The sequence below is a fragment of the Streptomyces sp. NPDC006174 genome, from assembly GCF_040614075.1.
In the GTDB taxonomy this organism is placed as follows: domain Bacteria; phylum Actinomycetota; class Actinomycetes; order Streptomycetales; family Streptomycetaceae; genus Streptomyces.
In genome coordinates, this window is sequence record NZ_JBEXTJ010000001.1 from 184,469 (window position 1) to 199,236 (window position 14,768).

Genomic DNA, 14,768 nt, shown 5'->3' on the forward strand with positions numbered 1-14,768 from the left:
AGGGCACTGACAACAGGGGTGGAAAGAGGCCGACGGCCGCCGCCGGTCAGGCCCGATCAGGTGCCGGGCTTGCGCCCGTACACGTACACGTCGTCGCCGTTCTTCAGCAGTTTCCAGTATGCCTTCGCGTCGGCGGGGCGCATGTTGACGCAGCCACCGGAGCCCGGCGGGTTGTACATGGACTTGGTGACCGAGTGGAACGCCTGGCCGCCGTCGAAGAACTGGGAGTGCGGCATCCAGACCTTGTAGATGGTCGACCAGTGCTTGATGTTGCGCCAGTAGATCTTCTTGGCGCCGGTCCGGGTCTCCGCGCCGTCGCGTCCGGTCCGCACCGGCACCGGACCGTACGTCAGCTTCTTGCCGTCCTGGATCCAGCTCAGCTGCCGGGTCAGGTCGACACAGGCGATGCGGCCCTTGTCGGTGGGACACTTCCCGGCCTTGTTCGGGTTCTTCCCGGCCGCCTTCTGCGCGAGCATCGTGTTCATCGTGCGCCAGGTCAGCGGCCCGGCGTAGCCGATGGTCGGCGTGATCCCGTGGGTCTTCTGGAACTTCTGGATCGCCTTGCAGTCGGCCGCCGACTGCTTGCCGTCCACAGGCCGCTGCAGGAACTTCTCGACCTGCTTCTGGTGCGGCCCGGTGGAGGTGGAGCACGAGGCCGCCTGGGCCGTGGTGCCGGTGCCCAGCACCAGGGCGGGTGCCGCCACCAGCCCGGCCACGGAGAGCACCGCACCGCGCCGCAGCCGCCCTCCGGATACGTATCCCTTCACACCCATGTTCCCCAACTCCCCTTCGCCCACAGTGGTTTTGTGGTTACGGCTGGTAGACGCGCGAAGGGGAGCGGTGGTTGCGCGGAAGAGGTCTCGGTTGCGTCGCGGTCCGGCATAGGCGGAATTACGGCCTCCGGAACGAGCGCCGGAAAGTTACCGCGTAGCCGGCACCAGCGCCCGCCGCTCGGCCCGCGCCACCCGGGTCCCGTACAGCGTGATGGAGACGACGCCGAGGACCGCGAGCAGGCCCAGCGCCACCGTCGCCGCCCAGCCGCCCGCGTGGAAGGCGACCGCGCCGAGCGTGCCGCCCGCGCTGGAGCCCAGGTAGTACGCCGACTGGTACAGCGCCGACGCCTGCGCCCGGCCGGTCGTCGCCGTCCGGCTCACCGAGGACGAGGCGACCGCGTGTCCGGCGAAGAACCCGGCCGTGATCAGCACCAGGCCCAGCAGTACGGAGGCCAGCTGGTCGGCGAGCGAGAGCAGCAGCCCGGCCGCCGTCGTCGAGACCGCGAGATAGAGCGCGCCGCGGCGGCCGAGCCGGGCCACCAGACGTCCGGCCGCGGCGGAGGAGACCGTACCGACCAGGTAGACCAGGAAGATCGACCCGACGATGCCCTGCGGCAGCGAGAACGGCTCCTCGACCAGCCGGTAGCCGATCACCGTGTAGACCGCGCCGAACACCGTCATGAACAGTGCGCCGATCGCGTACAGCCGCACCAGCAGCGGGTTGGAGAGGTGCGTGGCGACGGTCTTCGCCAGCGCCTTCGGGTTGAGCGTGCCGGGCGTGAAGTTACGGGCCTTCGGGATCAGGAAGTGGAAGGCGACGGCGCACGCCACCGCCAGCAGGCCGACCGCCGCGAGCGCCGCGCGCCAGCCCCAGGCCTGCGCGACCCAGCCGGTGAGGATGCGGCCGCTCATACCGCCGATGCTGTTGCCCGCGACGAACAGCCCGATCGCGGCGATCAGCGCCTTGGGCCGTACCTCTTCGGCGAGATACGCCATCGCGGAGGCCGGAAGTCCGGCGAGCGCCGCGCCCTGGATCGCCCGCAGCGCGATCAGCCAGCCGATCGAAGGCGCGAACGGCACCAGCATCCCGACCAGGACCGCGACCGTCAGCGAGGCCGTCATCATCTGCCGCCGCCCGAACCGCTCGGAGAGTGCGCTCAGCGGCAGCACGCAGAGCGCCAGCGCGCCGGTCGCCGCGGAGACCGTCCAGCTCGCCTGGCCGGCGCTCACGCCGTACGAGGCGGAGATCGCGGGCAGCAGGGCCTGGGTGGAGTAGAGGAGAGCGAAGGCGGCGACACCGGCGGCGAAGAGCGCGAAGCTCATCCTGCGGTAGCCGGCGCGGCCGGGCTCCAGGCGCTCGGCGGCGCTCGCGGGAGCGGCGGCGCGGGAGGTGATGACGGGGGACGACGGGGCAGAGGCATCCACGACGACGGTGGATGCCCCGGTATCGGCGGGAGGCATACGACGAACGTAGAGCGACACGTTTCATGCGTCCAATGCACGAAACCGCCATAATCGATCCCATGGCGCATCAACGCAGCTCACAGCCTCGGCTGTCACCGAGCAGTTACGAAGAAGACATCCGGGCCGTCCTCGCGCCGCGCCTCGCGTACTTCGAGGCGGTCGCCCGCCACGAGCATGTGACCCGCGCCGCACACGAGCTCGGCGTCCCGCAGTCCACGCTCTCGCGGGCCATGGTCCGGCTCGAAGCGGACCTGGGCGTCGCGCTGTTCGCCCGCAAGGGCCGTACGGTCTCGCTCACTCCGGCCGGCCGCACGTTCCTGACCTCCGCCGAACGCGCCCTGGCCGAGGTGGAGAAGGCCGCCGACGCGGTCCGGGCGGACGCCGACCTCACGACGGGCCGGGTCTCGTTCGGCTTCCTGCACACCATGGGCTCGGAGACCGTACCCGCCCTGATCCGCGCCTTCCGCGCCGACCACCCGAAGGTCCGCTTCCAGCTCGTCCAGAACTACGGCGAGGCCATGATCGAACGCCTCCGCGCGGGCGGTCTCGACCTCTGCCTCACCTCACCCGTCCCCGACGCCCCCGACCTGGTCACCCGCCGCCTGGACGAACAGCGCCTGCGCCTGGTGGTCCCGGACGAGCACCGCCTCGCCTCCCGCCGCCGCATCCGCCTCGCGGAGGCCGCCGACGAGACGTTCGTGACGCTCGAACCCGGTTACGGGCTCCGCCGCATCACCGACGACCTCTGCACGGAGGCCGGTTTCACCCCGCGCGTCGCCTTCGAGGGCGAGGAGGCCGAAACCTTGCGCGGCCTGGTCGCCGCCGGCCTCGGCGTGGCCCTGCTGCCACCTCCGGCGGTGGCCCGCCCCGGCGTCGTCGAGCTGACGGTGACGGCCCCGCGCGCGGTCCGCGAGATCGGCGTCGCCTGGCTGGACGGCCACCCGGACACTCCACCGGTCGCCGCCTTCAAGCGGTTCCTGCTCTCACGGCGAGGGAACCTGCTGCCGGACTGACGTACGTTCGGGAGCCTGGCCGGAGGAGAGTGCCGACCGGAGGAGAGAGCTGGCCGGGAAGCGAGAATGGCCCGGTGAACCGTTCCTCCTCGCCTTTCTCCTCGCCGTCCGGACGCCCGAACCTGATGGGTGTCACCTCCGCCGCCGTCGTCGGTTCGGTGATGGTGCTGGTCGCGGCCGTCCTGTTCACACTGCTGCCTGGGTCGCTCTCCGAGGCGCGGGACTTCCGGGCCGCACGGCCGTGCGCGGAGGTCTCCGCACCTGAGAACGGGGACTGCCTCTCCGCGTGGCCCGCCACCGTCGTCTCCACCGGGACCGGCCGCAAGAAGAAGGCCGTCACCTACTGGATCACGCTCGACCCCGGCGCCGAGGAACAGCCGTTCCGCATACGGATGCGGGGCGACGGGCCCGTGTGGGAGAAGCTCGCGCCCGGCAACGCGGTCACGGTCTCCTCCTGGCGCGACACGGTATGGGCGGTGGGCCTCGGTGAGCTGCGTCAGGACACGACCACCAAGCCCGGCCACGCTCCTACCGTGCGACTGGCCGTGGGGCTGGCCCTGTTGATCGTCGGAGCCGTCTTCCTGCGCGGAGCGGGACGGCTGCACCGCCTGCGTGCCTCCCGCGCCCCGGCCGTCCGCGCGTCGCAGTTCATCGTGCCGATGGCGGCGACCTTCATCGCGGTGGGCATCGCCGTCACCGCCGCCGTCGCCACGGAGAGCCTCTGGCTCGTCCTGCTGGTGACCGCCGCCGGATGCGCGGCCGCGTGGACGGCCTCGGTGCTGCTGGCGCGCCGACTGACAGGCGTACGTACGGCCTGATGCCGTACGGCGTTCAGTGCCGCAGCGACCGTCCGAACCCCGCCGCCAGCGGCATCCGCAGGCCCAGCGGCGGCGGTGCGGCCAGCGCGTCCTTGACCGGGCGCGCGTAGGAGCGGGCGAAGAGTGAGCCGCGTACGAAGTCGGCCGCCAGGGCCACCACTTCGGAGCGGTGCTGGCGGAGCGCGTGGCCGTCCGAGTGGACCTCGAAGCGGCAGGTGTCCCGGTTGGACTTCTTCGCGCGCTCGGCCAGCCGGTACGACAGCTCCGGGTCCGTACGCTCGTCGTTGGTGCCGTGCACGATCAGCACCCGCCGTCCCACCAGCTGCTTCACCGGCTCCGGCTCGGCGGCGGCGTGGTTCGGCAGCCAAGGCGCCATCGCCAGGACCGAGTTGACCGACCCGTGCCCGGCGGCCCGCAGCGCCGCCCCGCCGCCCATGCCGTGGCCGACCAGGCAGACCGGCACGTCCCCGTACCGCCGCTGGATCTCGTCGGCCGCCCAGGCGGCGTCCTCCGCCGGATGCGCGTCGGTGTCGTTCCAGCCGCGGCAGCGGTAGCGCAGGACGTGCACCGCCAGCCCGTCGCCCTCTCCGGCGCGCGCCAGCGCACGGGCGAACGGCAGCTGTATCGCGTACGACAAGGGCGAGGGACGGCGGCGTGAGTCGGGCTCGCCGTCCGGGAGCAGCAGGACCACGCCGCTGACCTCGTATGGTGCTCCGGCCGTCGAGACGGCCCGTCCCAGCCTGGCGGCAGGCAGGGGGAGTGCGCGCTGTGCCATGACAGAACAGTCTCAGAAGAGCAGGTGTACTCCACCCGACTTTCCGGTCACTGTTACGCATCGACGGAAGGCGTCAGCGGGCGCTCTACGCGCGTAGGCGCTAGAGTGCCCAGATGACGAGCCAGACCCCGAATGTCCCTGATTCCGACCAGATCCGGCGCGCCCCCAAGGTGCTGCTCCACGACCACCTCGACGGCGGCCTGCGGCCGGGCACGATCATCGAGCTGGCCCGCGCGCAGGGTTACGAATCCCTGCCCGAGACCGAGGCCGACAAGCTCGGCGTCTGGTTCCGCGAGGCGGCCGACTCCGGTTCGCTGCCCCGGTACCTGGAGACCTTCGCCCACACCTGCGCCGTCATGCAGACCCGCGACGCGCTCTTCCGGGTGGCCGCCGAGTGCGCCGAGGACCTGGCCGAGGACGGCGTCGTCTACGCGGAGATCCGGTACGCGCCCGAGCAGCACCTGGAAGGCGGCTTGACCCTCGAAGAGGTCGTCGAGGTGGTCAACGCGGGCTTCCGCGAGGGCGAGCGCATCGCCCGCGCCAACGGCCACCGCATCCGCGTCGGCGCGCTGCTCACCGCGATGCGCCACGCGGCCCGCGCGCTGGAGATCGCCGAGCTCGCCAACAGCTACCGCGACCAGGGCGTCGTCGGCTTCGACATCGCGGGAGCCGAGGCCGGCTTCCCTCCCACCCGCCACCTCGACGCGTTCGAGTACCTCAAGCGGGAGAACAACCACTTCACGATCCACGCGGGCGAGGCCTTCGGCCTGCCGTCGATCTGGCAGGCCCTCCAGTGGTGCGGAGCCGACCGGCTCGGCCACGGCGTGCGGATCATCGACGACATCGAGGTCGCGGAGGACGGCTCGGTCGCTCTCGGCCGCCTCGCCTCCTACGTACGGGACAAGCGCGTCCCGCTGGAGATGTGCCCGACGTCCAACCTCCAGACCGGCGCCGCCACCTCGTACGCGGAGCACCCGATCGGGCTGCTGCGGAAGCTGCATTTCCGCGTCACCGTGAACACGGACAACCGCCTCATGAGCGGGACGAGCATGAGCCGGGAATTCGAGCTGCTGACCGAGGCATTCGGATACACGCTCGACGACATGCAGTGGTTCACCGTCAATGCGATGAAATCAGCTTTCATTCCTTTCGATGAACGTCTCGCGATGATCAACGAGGTCGTCAAGCCCGGTTATGCCGAGCTGAAGTCCGAGTGGCTTTTCCGGCAGACCGCTGTGACCAGCGGATCTGCCGCTGCCGCGAGCTGACGTTCGACGTGTGGAAGATGGCCGGGATGCGAAATGCCGGCCATTTTCCGCGTGTCGCGATGTTTGCGGAGGAGGCGGCGGGATGACTACCTTGCAGAGCCGCTCACATCCCCTTCCCCAAGGATGAATTCTTCATGAAGAAGACCGCTGCCAAGACTCTCGGTGTCGCCGCTCTCGGTGCCGCTTTCGCCGCTGCCGCCGCCGGCAGCGCCGCCGCCGCTCCCTCCCTGCCGCTCGACACCGTGGCCGGCGCGCTCCCCGTCTCCACCATGGCGCTGGACGGCGTCGCCACGGCGGCCCAGAACGCACCGGTCCAGCAGACCGTCGACAAGGTCCTCGGCGGCGACGCGACCGACGCGGCCGCCCCGATCACCGGCCTGCTCGGCGGACTGCCCACCCAGGGCCTCACCGCCAACGGCATCCCGCTCGGCGGCTGACCGCACCTGAACACGCCTGTGGGGCGCACACCCGGATCCGGGTGTGCGCCCCACGGTCATGTACGAGGCCGCCTCGGCCGGTCGCGTCACCAGGCCGTCGCGGACGAGGAGGACTTCTCCGAGGGCAGCAGCGCCCACAGGGCCAGATACAGCAGGAACTGCGGGCCGGGCAGCAGGCACGAGACGACGAAGATGACGCGCATCGTGGAGGCCGAGGTGCCGAAGCGCCGTGCCAGACCCGCGCAGACGCCGCCGATCATGCGTCCTTCGGTGGGGCGGACCAGTGCGGCCATGGTGGGCTCCTTCGCGAACCGTAGCGGTGGGAGCGGGACCTGTCCGTGTCCTGCTCCGCCGGGAAGCCGGGAGCCGTTCTGTGCTGCTCCCGATGTATCCATGGTGCGTCAGTGAAGGCGGACAAAGCATCGCTCTACGGGGCGATGCCGACCCTGGTAATCGTCGGGGTCGGACCCCCAGGGGCCTCGTCCCGCAGAAGGGTCTCCTGCCGGTACCTGGGAAGGTCCCGTACGCCCGGCACGCCACGGCGGCGCAGCCGGGCCCGGCACACCGGGACGACCAGCAGATGGGCCAGGACCACGCCGGTGGTGTTCAGCAGCACCGAGTCGATGTCGACCACCTGGCCCGGCACCCCGGTCTGGCCCAGCTCGATGGCGAGCGAGATCAGCGCGCCGGCCGCCACCGTCCGCAGCAGCGACACCCACGGAGAGACGAAGATCCGGCCGCCGGCCATCGGCAGCAGCACCCCGAGCGGAGCCAGCAGGAGCACCGCTCCGCCGATCCGGCGCGCGGCCTCGACCGGGCCCAGCGCGAGATCGACCCTGATGGAGGCGAGCGGCTCGAAGTTGGCGGCGGTGATCCACGGAACGTCCAGCGGGCGCAGCGTCAGCCACCCGACGAGCAGCAGATGTGCGAGGAGGAGAGTGACCCCCGCCGCGCGGAAGTGGATGACGGTCTGACCGTCCGAACCTTGACGCACGTCCACCAAGACGCCACGACCGGCCGGATCGGTTCCGCGACTCCGCCGGAGGTCGTACGGAGCGGTGGCGCCCGGTCCCGTACGAGCAGGTCGGCAGCGGTCCCGTCCTGCGGCCCGCGCGGGCCCTCAGTCCCGTACCAGCACGTCCGGCACGGTCCCGTCCTGCGGCCGGGCCTTCGTCTGCGAGGTGCAGAGATAGCCGCGCGGCCGGTAGTCGCCGGGCCCGCCGAGGACCACCGAGCCCTGGGTGACCAGCGCCTCGTTCTCCGCGTACGTGCACACCAGCTGCGCCAGCGCCTCCTCCGAGAGGTCCTCGGGCTGGCTGCTCAGCCGCAGCGTGCCCGCCGGGTCGCCGGCCCGGGTGGGCTCCAGCCGCAGGCCGGCCGGGACCGCCGTGGAGAACCCGGCCCGGCGCTCGCTCTCCGGCGGCGCCTGCCGCACCTGGTCCAGCAGCGCGCGGGCGCCCACCAGCCGGTCGGCACCACCGGCCGTACCGCTCGGCACCGGCCGGTCCACGGACACCAGCTGCGAGGCGCACACCAGGTACACCGGCGCCGCCACACTGTCCGGCGACCGGGTCGTGACATCGGCCGAAGGCAGCTTGCACGGCACCCGGGACGGCGCGGCCCCTGCGTCCACGGGCACGGACGTCGTCCGGATCCCGCACCCCGAGGCCAGCACGGCCACCGCCAGGACGGCACCGGCCGCGGCGACGACACCACGCAGCCGCGAAGCCCACGCCGTCGAGCCCGGCACCGGCACCGGCCGGAACGCACCGCTCATGACCGGCCACCGTCCTCACTGTCGTCGCCGTCCCGAGGCCCGCCGTCGCCATCACGCCGGCCGGAGCCGTCCGACCCACCGTCCGTCAGCTTCGACGCGTCACGCGGCAGCCGCAGCACGAACACCGCACCGCCGTCCGGCGAGTTGGCGGCCGTGATGTCACCGCTGTGGATGTGCGCGTTCTCCATCGCGATGGAGAGGCCGAGACCGCTGCCCTCCGAACGCGGCCGGGAGGCACTCGCCTTGTAGAAGCGGTCGAAGACGTGCGGCAGCACCTCCTCCGGGATGCCCGGACCGTGGTCGCGCACCTCGATGACCAGCTCCTCGCCCTCCGTCCGCACCCGGACACCCACCGGCGAACCGCCGTGCTTGAGCGCGTTGCCGATCAGGTTGGCCAGGATCACGTCCAGGCGGCGCGGGTCGAGCCGGACCATCATGCCGCGCTCCGCGTCCAGGTCCACCGCGTCCAGCCAGGCCCGCGCGTCGATGCACGCGGTGACCTGGTCGGCCACGTCCACGTCGTCCAGGACCAGGCGCGCGGTGCCCGCGTCGAAGCGGGTCACCTCCATCAGGTTCTCCACCAGGTCGTTCAGCCGCCGGGTCTCGCTCACCACGAGGTGCACGGCGGGCGCGATCATCGGGTCGAGGCTGTCCGCCTCGTCCTCCAGCACCTCGGCCACCGCCGTGATCGCGGTCAGCGGCGTGCGCAGCTCGTGCGACATGTCGGCGACGAACCGCCGGCTCGACTCCTCCCGCGCGCTCATGTCCGCGACCTTCTTCTCCAGCGAGCTGGCGGTCCGGTTGAACGTGCGGGAGAGGTCGGCGAGTTCGTCCGTTCCGGAGACCGTGAGCCGGGTGTCGAGCTTGCCCTCACCGAGCTTGCGGGCCGCGTCACCGAGCCGCTGCACCGGCCGCAGCACGGTCGTCGCGGCCGCCTGCGCCAGCAGCGCCGAACCGATCAGCGCCAGCGTGGTCGCGATCCCGAGCGACCAGGCCAGCGAGTTGAGGTCCTGCCGCTCCTGGTCCAGGGACTTGAGCATGTACCCGGTCGGTCCGCCGCCGATGATCCGCGTACCGGCGACGAGGTACGGCGTGCCGGCGATGCTCGTACGCTGCCAGAACAGGTGGTACTCGTGCTCGTTGTTCGAGGTCAGCGGCTGCTCGCGGGCCACCTGCTCGCGCAGCGGGTCCGGTACGTCGTCCAGGGTGAAGTCGTCCAGGTCGGAGAAGCCGACGATCGGCTTGCCGCGCTCGCGCTCGTCCACCAGCAGCACGTTGTAGCCGGGACCGCCGGACGCCATCTGCCCGGCGGCCCGCTGGAGGTCGTCCTTCGTGGGCCGCACCGGCAGCGCCGCCGCCGTCTCCTGCATCTGCCGCCGGAAGTCGTCGAGCGCGCTGTCCTGCGTACGGGTCAGCACGGCCTCGCGGTTGAGCCAGTACGCGATTCCGGAGGCGGAGACCGCGGCGGTCAGCGCCACCAGCGCGAACACCACGACGAGCCGCAGCCGCAGACTGGTCCAGCGCAGTCCCGCCCGCAGGGACCGCTTGGCGCGTTCGGTCACTGAGGCGAGTCCAGCCGGTAGCCCACGCCCCGTACCGTACGGATCAGGGTCGGCGAGGACGGTACGTCCTCCACCTTGGCGCGCAGCCGCTGCACACAGGCGTCCACCAGCCGCGAGTCACCGAGGTAGTCGTGCTCCCACACCAGCCGCAGCAGCTGCTGGCGGGAGAGGGCCTGGCCGGGCCGGCGGCTCAGCTCCAGCAGGAGCCGCAGCTCGGTCGGCGTGAGCTGCAGGTCCTCACCGCCCTTGGTGACGGTCATGGCGGAGCGGTCGATGACCACGTTGCCGAAGGTCGCGGAGTCGGTCGACTCGCGCTCACCGCGGCGCAGCACCGCCCGGATCCGGGCGTCCAGCACCCGGCCCTGGACGGGTTTGACCACATAGTCGTCCGCGCCGGACTCCAGTCCCACCACGACGTCGATGTCGTCGCTGCGCGCGGTCAGCAGAATGATCGGCAGCTGGTCGGTGCGGCGGATCCGCCGGCACACCTCGAAACCGTCGATCCCGGGCAGCATCACATCCAGCACGACCAGGTCGGGCCGCTGCTCGCGCAGCAGCTCCAGGCCGTCCTCTCCCGTCGCCGCGGTGGCCACACGGTGGCCCTGGCGTGACAGCGAGAGTTCGAGGGCCGTGCGGATGGCGTCGTCGTCCTCGATCAGCAACAGGAAAGGCACGAGCGTCATTCTGGCCCATGGTGGCGCTTCAGTTCGACCTGTGGCCCGCTCCCGTCGCCCGGACACGGCCGCGACCGCTGCCGGGCACGGCCACAACCGGCCCTGTGACAGGCCTGTGACAGTCGGGGGACAGCGCTATGAAACTGCCCCGGCAAGCTCTTGGTCAGCAGGAAAACGCAGAGAACGAACGGACTTCACCGATCTCCACCGATAGGGGGCGCGAGATGAACGCACTGCACAGCACCAGCTCAAGCGCAGTTGTGACGCGTCTCCACGATGCCGGCCGGAGTGCGGAGAAGTCCGGTGCGATGAACGTGACGAACGTGCGGGGGTGCGTTCGAGGCGCAGGGCGTCAGCACCTGCCGTCGCAGTCGGCCGCGGAGCAGCCGCGTACGACGTACATGACGGTGGTCGACGCGCCCACGGGGAAGAACACGGGGGACCACGGGGGAAGCGCGTACGGGGAGGTCACGGGGGACCGCACCGACCGGACGGAGACCACGGAGGCCGAAGCCGCCTTCACGGCCTACGTCCAGGAGCGGCGGGCCTCCCTGTACGCAACCGCCTACCACCTGACCGGCGACCGGTTCGAGGCCGAGGACCTGCTGCAGAGCGCCCTCTTCTCGACGTACCGGGCGTGGGACCGGATCAGCGACAAGGCGGCGGTCGGCGGCTATCTGCGCCGCACCATGACGAACCTGCACATCAGCGCCTGGCGCCGGCGCAAGCTCAACGAATACCCGACCGAGGAGCTGCCGGAGACGGTGGGCGACACGGACGCGATGCGCGGCACGGAGCTGCGGGCGGTGCTCTGGCAGGCGCTCGCCCGGCTGCCCGAACTCCAGCGCACGATGCTGGTCCTGCGGTACTACGAGGGCCGCACCGACCCGGAGATCGCGTCGATCCTCGACATCAGTGTCGGCACGGTGAAGTCGAGCATCTGGCGGTCCCTCCGCCGGCTGCGCGAGGACGAGGTCCTCAGCTTCGGACGTGACGAGCAGGAGTCCTTCGGCGAGCTGGTGGCCTGAGGCAACGGGGGGAGACGGGGGACGGCCACTGCTTCGGGGGAGGCAGGGGCTACGGGGGAGCAGTGAAAACGGGTCCGAGGGGGCCTGGGGGAACACGGGGGAACGGCCCGTCGCTTCGGGGGAGGCGCGGGTCACGGGGGAGAAGGCAGCGGGGTCGTACGGGCCGGGGGGTCCTGTACGGCCCCGTTCGCCGTGCCGGTCACGGCCCGACGGCTCTGCGGGCCCGGCTCGTTCCCGTACGGGCATGGCGGAAAAGCGCTTGTTAGTCTGAGCGGATCACGTCAAGCGTGGGCGTTCGAGGAAACTCATGGGGGCCAAGTGAGCAGCGCGGCAGGCGATCGGGCAGTGGCGGACGGCGGGTCGGCCTCCATGCAGCTCAACGAGGCACCGACCGATCCTTCACCGCCTCCCGTCTACGGTCCCTTCGCTCCGGGCCAGGGCCCGAACACCTCGCCTCAGGTCCCTTACGCTCCTGGATACGCACCGCCGTTCGCGCCTTCGCTGGCCACCGACCCGGCCCGCAAGAAGGCCGCGGCCGAGGCCATCCGCAGCCGGATCAAGCCCGGGACCAGGGACGCCGGCGAGCACGCGGACGAGGAGACCTCCTCCGCCGTCAAGGCGCTCGGCGCCAAGGACGGTGACGGCTGGGTGACCTCCCGGGCGCTGAAGGACGCGCACAAGACGTGGGGCGGGCAGGTGCGGTCCATGCTGGGCCGGCTCGACGCGGACATCAACAGCCTCAACGGCGCCCGCCGGAACCTCTTCGGGGCCGACGTGCAGGGCGGGCTGGGCTTTCGCCAGATCTCCCCGCTCGACAACTTCTGACAGGCGCGGAGCGGGAAGAAACGACTCGGCGCGTTCATCAGGCATTCCGGACGACAGCGATACCGGACAACGGGGACCAGGGCATGCCCACCTATCACGAGATCATGACGACGGACCTCTCCGCTCTCACCACGGCCGCGGACAAGTGGACCGGCATGGCAGGCGAGTTCAGCAAGCAGGAGAAGGCGTACGAGAGAGAGGTCCAGGGCATCACGCTGGAGCGGACCTGGATCGGCCAGAGCGCGGACGCCGCCAACGCGCAGTTCCGCGTCATGCTCAACGAGTACCGCGCGGCCCAGACCCAGGCCAAGGCGATCGCCTCGCTGCTGCGGGACGCGCACACCCAGTTCACGGAGTTCAAGAGCAAGCTGCAGACGGTGAAGGCCGACGCGCTGAAGGCCGACATGCTGATCTCGGACGCCGGCAGGGTCACCTTCGACATGGCGAGCCTGAGCGAGGGTTCGCGGGCCGCCTACCGCCACGACCCGGACTACCAGAAGTCCGTACGCGACGCGGTCGGCTCGTGGCAGCGGGCGATCGACCGGCTGGTCGCGCAGACGTCGGACGCCGACGCCGGGGTCGAGATCGCGCTGAAAGCCGTGGTGAAGGACACCGACGCCACGGACGGCACCCGTGACGGCTTCAACGCCAAGGCGCTCGGCGACATCGAGACGTACGAGCTGCGCAACACCGAGGCGATAGCCGAGCGCCTGCTCGACGGCAAGAAGGTCTCCGACGCCGACCTCGCCGAGATGGACCGGGCCATGCGGGACCAGGCCGGTGACAAGGTCTTCGCCCAGTCCCTGCTGAACAAGCTCGGCCCGGACGGCATCGTCAAGCTGAGCGACGTCATGTCCGACCGGGAGCGGGACGGCGGATCCTCCGCCGGTCAGTACACCAAGCTCCTCGGCGGACTGGCCAACACGGTCGCGACGGCCACCCAGGTCCCCGGTTCGATGGCGGACGCCGGGCCCGGCTCGGCGAAGTACCAGGCCTGGCTGAACAGTCCGGACGGCGCGTTCTACAAGCAGTTCACCGAAGGCCTCAAGGAGGCCGGGGCCAAGAACTTCGACTCGAAGACCAACCCGATGTACGGCTACCGGCCGTTCGTCGAGATGATGACCCGCGCCGACCAGCCGTTCGACGACCAGTTCCTCAACCAGCTCGGCCACGACATGATCGCCGCCGAGAAGGACAACCGGACCATCTTCGAGCAGTGGGGCGGCAACCACCGCGAGGGCCGGGCCGACGCGCTCGACAGCCTGCTCGGCGTGATGAGCAAGAACCCGGACGCGTCGACCGCCTTCTTCGACCCGAAGATGGAGCACGGCCAGGCGCACCTGGACTACCTGGTGGGCAACGGGGACGATGCGCGGGAGTGGCCGCGGCAGCACATCGTGGCCGGCAACACGCTCATCACCAACGACGACCCGCTCAGCCGCCACGGCCTGGGCCTCGCGCTGGAGGCCGGAGCGACCGGGCACGAGCCGGGTACGCCGCTGGGCAGGACCGGACCTCACAGCGAGGGCCAGGCCCGCGTGATGCAGGGCATCATCGCGACGTTGGACAAGGGCGCCGGGGGCGACACCGTACCGGAGGCGCTGAAGGCCCCGCTCGGCCGCGCACTGAACGACTACACAGCCGATACGCACGCCATCCTCGGCGGCTACGCGCCGAACAGCCCGGTCGGCCAGGACGACGTCTCCGGCTCGGGCGACAACGCCTCCATCGCCAACAGCAAGGAGAGCCTGCTGCGGGTGATGCGCGGAGTCTCCGACGGTGTGGCCGGCGAGAACGAGAACGGCGAGCCCATCCGCGTCTTCGACACCCTCTACGAGAGCCAGCGCGGGTACGCGGCCGAGTACCTGGAGACCGGCCGCCAGGTGCCCCGGTCCGACCTGACCGAGAACGTCACCAGCTGGGACAACCGGGCCCGCCATGTCGGCGAGGCCCTCGGCGGCATGAACGGCATCGGCACGGACATGATCCTCGACGTCCGCGACGCCGAGGTCGGCAAGATCAACGACCAGGCGCGGTACGCCTACCACGGCGTCGGGGCACTGGCCAACACGATCCCCATGTTCGGCGATGTCGCGCAGCGCACCGTGGACGCCGCCACCTACGAGTGGTCCAAGGACGTCGTCACCGAGAAGGAGAACGTCGCACGCGCCGACGTCAGCCGCGAGACGGCGGGCGGCATCGCGGGCACGAACAACCTCATCGACGGCTGGGCCGAGACCCGCGACGCCAAGGGCACCGACGCCGCCGAGAACGCCAAGGGCGAGGCGAAGCAGAGCTACATCACCGGCCGCGAAGAAGCGTATTCGGCCCTGCGAACCAGGAAGTGAGCACGT

15 protein-coding genes are annotated in these 14,768 nt (G+C 70.9%); 7 read left to right on the top strand and 8 right to left on the bottom strand.

Going from position 1 to position 14,768, the window contains the following annotated elements; genetic code table 11:
- Positions 1 to 56: 56 nt before the first annotated feature.
- A complete protein-coding gene (locus tag ABZ267_RS00845) occupies positions 57 to 773 on the bottom strand; it encodes a L,D-transpeptidase (RefSeq protein ID WP_356755798.1) in 717 nt (238 codons plus the stop codon).
- 147 nt (positions 774 to 920) lie between these two features.
- Positions 921 to 2,234: an MFS transporter gene (locus ABZ267_RS00850; protein WP_356755796.1), complete on the bottom strand. Its 1,314-nt coding sequence runs from the start codon at positions 2,232 to 2,234 to the stop codon at positions 921 to 923.
- A 62-nt stretch (positions 2,235 to 2,296) separates the two neighbouring features.
- On the opposite strand from ABZ267_RS00850, the gene ABZ267_RS00855 reads away from it, so the two are divergent.
- Together ABZ267_RS00855 and ABZ267_RS00860 are read left to right on the top strand one after the other, a co-directional pair.
- Positions 2,297 to 3,250, top strand: coding sequence for a LysR family transcriptional regulator (locus ABZ267_RS00855; protein ID WP_356755794.1), 954 nt, complete (start codon positions 2,297 to 2,299; stop codon positions 3,248 to 3,250).
- Between the two features lie 74 nt (positions 3,251 to 3,324).
- Positions 3,325 to 4,068, top strand: a complete 744-nt coding sequence (locus tag ABZ267_RS00860; protein WP_356755792.1) for a hypothetical protein — start codon at positions 3,325 to 3,327, stop codon at positions 4,066 to 4,068.
- 13 nt (positions 4,069 to 4,081) lie between these two features.
- Here ABZ267_RS00860 and ABZ267_RS00865 read toward each other — a convergent pair whose 3' ends face one another.
- Entirely contained in the window at positions 4,082 to 4,759 is a 678-nt protein-coding gene (locus ABZ267_RS00865; RefSeq protein ID WP_356755898.1) for an alpha/beta fold hydrolase, read from the bottom strand.
- 197 nt (positions 4,760 to 4,956) lie between these two features.
- Here ABZ267_RS00865 and ABZ267_RS00870 point away from each other — a divergent pair, with 197 nt between their 5' ends.
- Complete coding sequence (locus ABZ267_RS00870; protein ID WP_356755790.1) at positions 4,957 to 6,111, top strand: adenosine deaminase; 1,155 nt, start codon at positions 4,957 to 4,959, stop codon at positions 6,109 to 6,111.
- 134 nt (positions 6,112 to 6,245) lie between these two features.
- Entirely contained in the window at positions 6,246 to 6,548 is a 303-nt protein-coding gene (locus tag ABZ267_RS00875) for a hypothetical protein (protein ID WP_356755788.1), read from the top strand.
- A gap of 86 nt (positions 6,549 to 6,634) precedes the next feature.
- Here the strand turns inward: ABZ267_RS00875 and ABZ267_RS00880 are convergent, their stop codons facing one another.
- The 5 genes from ABZ267_RS00880 to afsQ1 all read right to left on the bottom strand — a co-directional run bounded on the left by ABZ267_RS00880 (position 6,635) and on the right by afsQ1 (position 10,561).
- Entirely contained in the window at positions 6,635 to 6,841 is a 207-nt protein-coding gene (locus tag ABZ267_RS00880; protein WP_356747233.1) for a PspC domain-containing protein, read from the bottom strand.
- Positions 6,842 to 6,975: 134 nt separating this feature from the next.
- A complete protein-coding gene (locus tag ABZ267_RS00885) occupies positions 6,976 to 7,548 on the bottom strand; it encodes a VanZ family protein (protein ID WP_356747231.1) in 573 nt (190 codons plus the stop codon).
- Positions 7,549 to 7,668: 120 nt separating this feature from the next.
- On the bottom strand, positions 7,669 to 8,325 hold the full coding sequence (locus ABZ267_RS00890) for a hypothetical protein (RefSeq protein WP_356747229.1): 657 nt from the start codon (positions 8,323 to 8,325) through the stop codon (positions 7,669 to 7,671).
- Positions 8,322 to 9,887 (bottom strand): HAMP domain-containing sensor histidine kinase, encoded by a 1,566-nt coding sequence (locus ABZ267_RS00895; protein ID WP_356747227.1) that lies wholly within the window; start codon positions 9,885 to 9,887, stop codon positions 8,322 to 8,324. The genes ABZ267_RS00890 and ABZ267_RS00895 overlap by 4 nt, the downstream gene beginning before the upstream one ends.
- The gene (afsQ1, locus tag ABZ267_RS00900) at positions 9,884 to 10,561 is read right to left on the bottom strand and encodes a two-component system response regulator AfsQ1 (RefSeq protein WP_078533099.1); all 678 of its coding nucleotides are present in this window, start codon (positions 10,559 to 10,561) and stop codon (positions 9,884 to 9,886) included. The genes ABZ267_RS00895 and afsQ1 overlap by 4 nt, the downstream gene beginning before the upstream one ends.
- A 224-nt stretch (positions 10,562 to 10,785) precedes the next feature.
- Between afsQ1 and ABZ267_RS00905 the strand changes: the two genes are divergently transcribed.
- From ABZ267_RS00905 to ABZ267_RS00915, 3 genes are all read left to right on the top strand, one after another.
- On the top strand, positions 10,786 to 11,589 hold the full coding sequence (locus ABZ267_RS00905) for a SigE family RNA polymerase sigma factor (RefSeq protein WP_356747226.1): 804 nt from the start codon (positions 10,786 to 10,788) through the stop codon (positions 11,587 to 11,589).
- A 369-nt stretch (positions 11,590 to 11,958) separates the two neighbouring features.
- Positions 11,959 to 12,414 carry a hypothetical protein gene (locus ABZ267_RS00910; protein ID WP_356747273.1) on the top strand — a complete coding sequence of 152 codons (456 nt, stop codon included), beginning with the start codon at positions 11,959 to 11,961 and terminating at the stop codon, positions 12,412 to 12,414.
- A gap of 83 nt (positions 12,415 to 12,497) precedes the next feature.
- Positions 12,498 to 14,762, top strand: a complete 2,265-nt coding sequence (locus ABZ267_RS00915; protein WP_356747224.1) for a hypothetical protein — start codon at positions 12,498 to 12,500, stop codon at positions 14,760 to 14,762.
- Positions 14,763 to 14,768 lie beyond the last annotated feature (6 nt).

What these genes read in the sequence shown, in the direction of transcription:
- ABZ267_RS00845 (WP_356755798.1), bottom strand. Translation starts at nt 773, where the DNA reads ATGGGTGTGAAGGGATACGTATCCGGAGGGCGGCTGCGGCGCGGTGCG.
- ABZ267_RS00850 (WP_356755796.1), bottom strand. Translation starts at nt 2,234, where the DNA reads ATGCCTCCCGCCGATACCGGGGCATCCACCGTCGTCGTGGATGCCTCT.
- ABZ267_RS00855 (WP_356755794.1), top strand. Translation starts at nt 2,297, where the DNA reads ATGGCGCATCAACGCAGCTCACAGCCTCGGCTGTCACCGAGCAGTTAC.
- ABZ267_RS00870 (WP_356755790.1), top strand. Translation starts at nt 4,957, where the DNA reads ATGACGAGCCAGACCCCGAATGTCCCTGATTCCGACCAGATCCGGCGC.
- ABZ267_RS00875 (WP_356755788.1), top strand. Translation starts at nt 6,246, where the DNA reads ATGAAGAAGACCGCTGCCAAGACTCTCGGTGTCGCCGCTCTCGGTGCC.
- ABZ267_RS00880 (WP_356747233.1), bottom strand. Translation starts at nt 6,841, where the DNA reads ATGGCCGCACTGGTCCGCCCCACCGAAGGACGCATGATCGGCGGCGTC.
- ABZ267_RS00890 (WP_356747229.1), bottom strand. Translation starts at nt 8,325, where the DNA reads ATGAGCGGTGCGTTCCGGCCGGTGCCGGTGCCGGGCTCGACGGCGTGG.
- ABZ267_RS00905 (WP_356747226.1), top strand. Translation starts at nt 10,786, where the DNA reads ATGAACGCACTGCACAGCACCAGCTCAAGCGCAGTTGTGACGCGTCTC.
- ABZ267_RS00910 (WP_356747273.1), top strand. Translation starts at nt 11,959, where the DNA reads ATGCAGCTCAACGAGGCACCGACCGATCCTTCACCGCCTCCCGTCTAC.
- ABZ267_RS00915 (WP_356747224.1), top strand. Translation starts at nt 12,498, where the DNA reads ATGCCCACCTATCACGAGATCATGACGACGGACCTCTCCGCTCTCACC.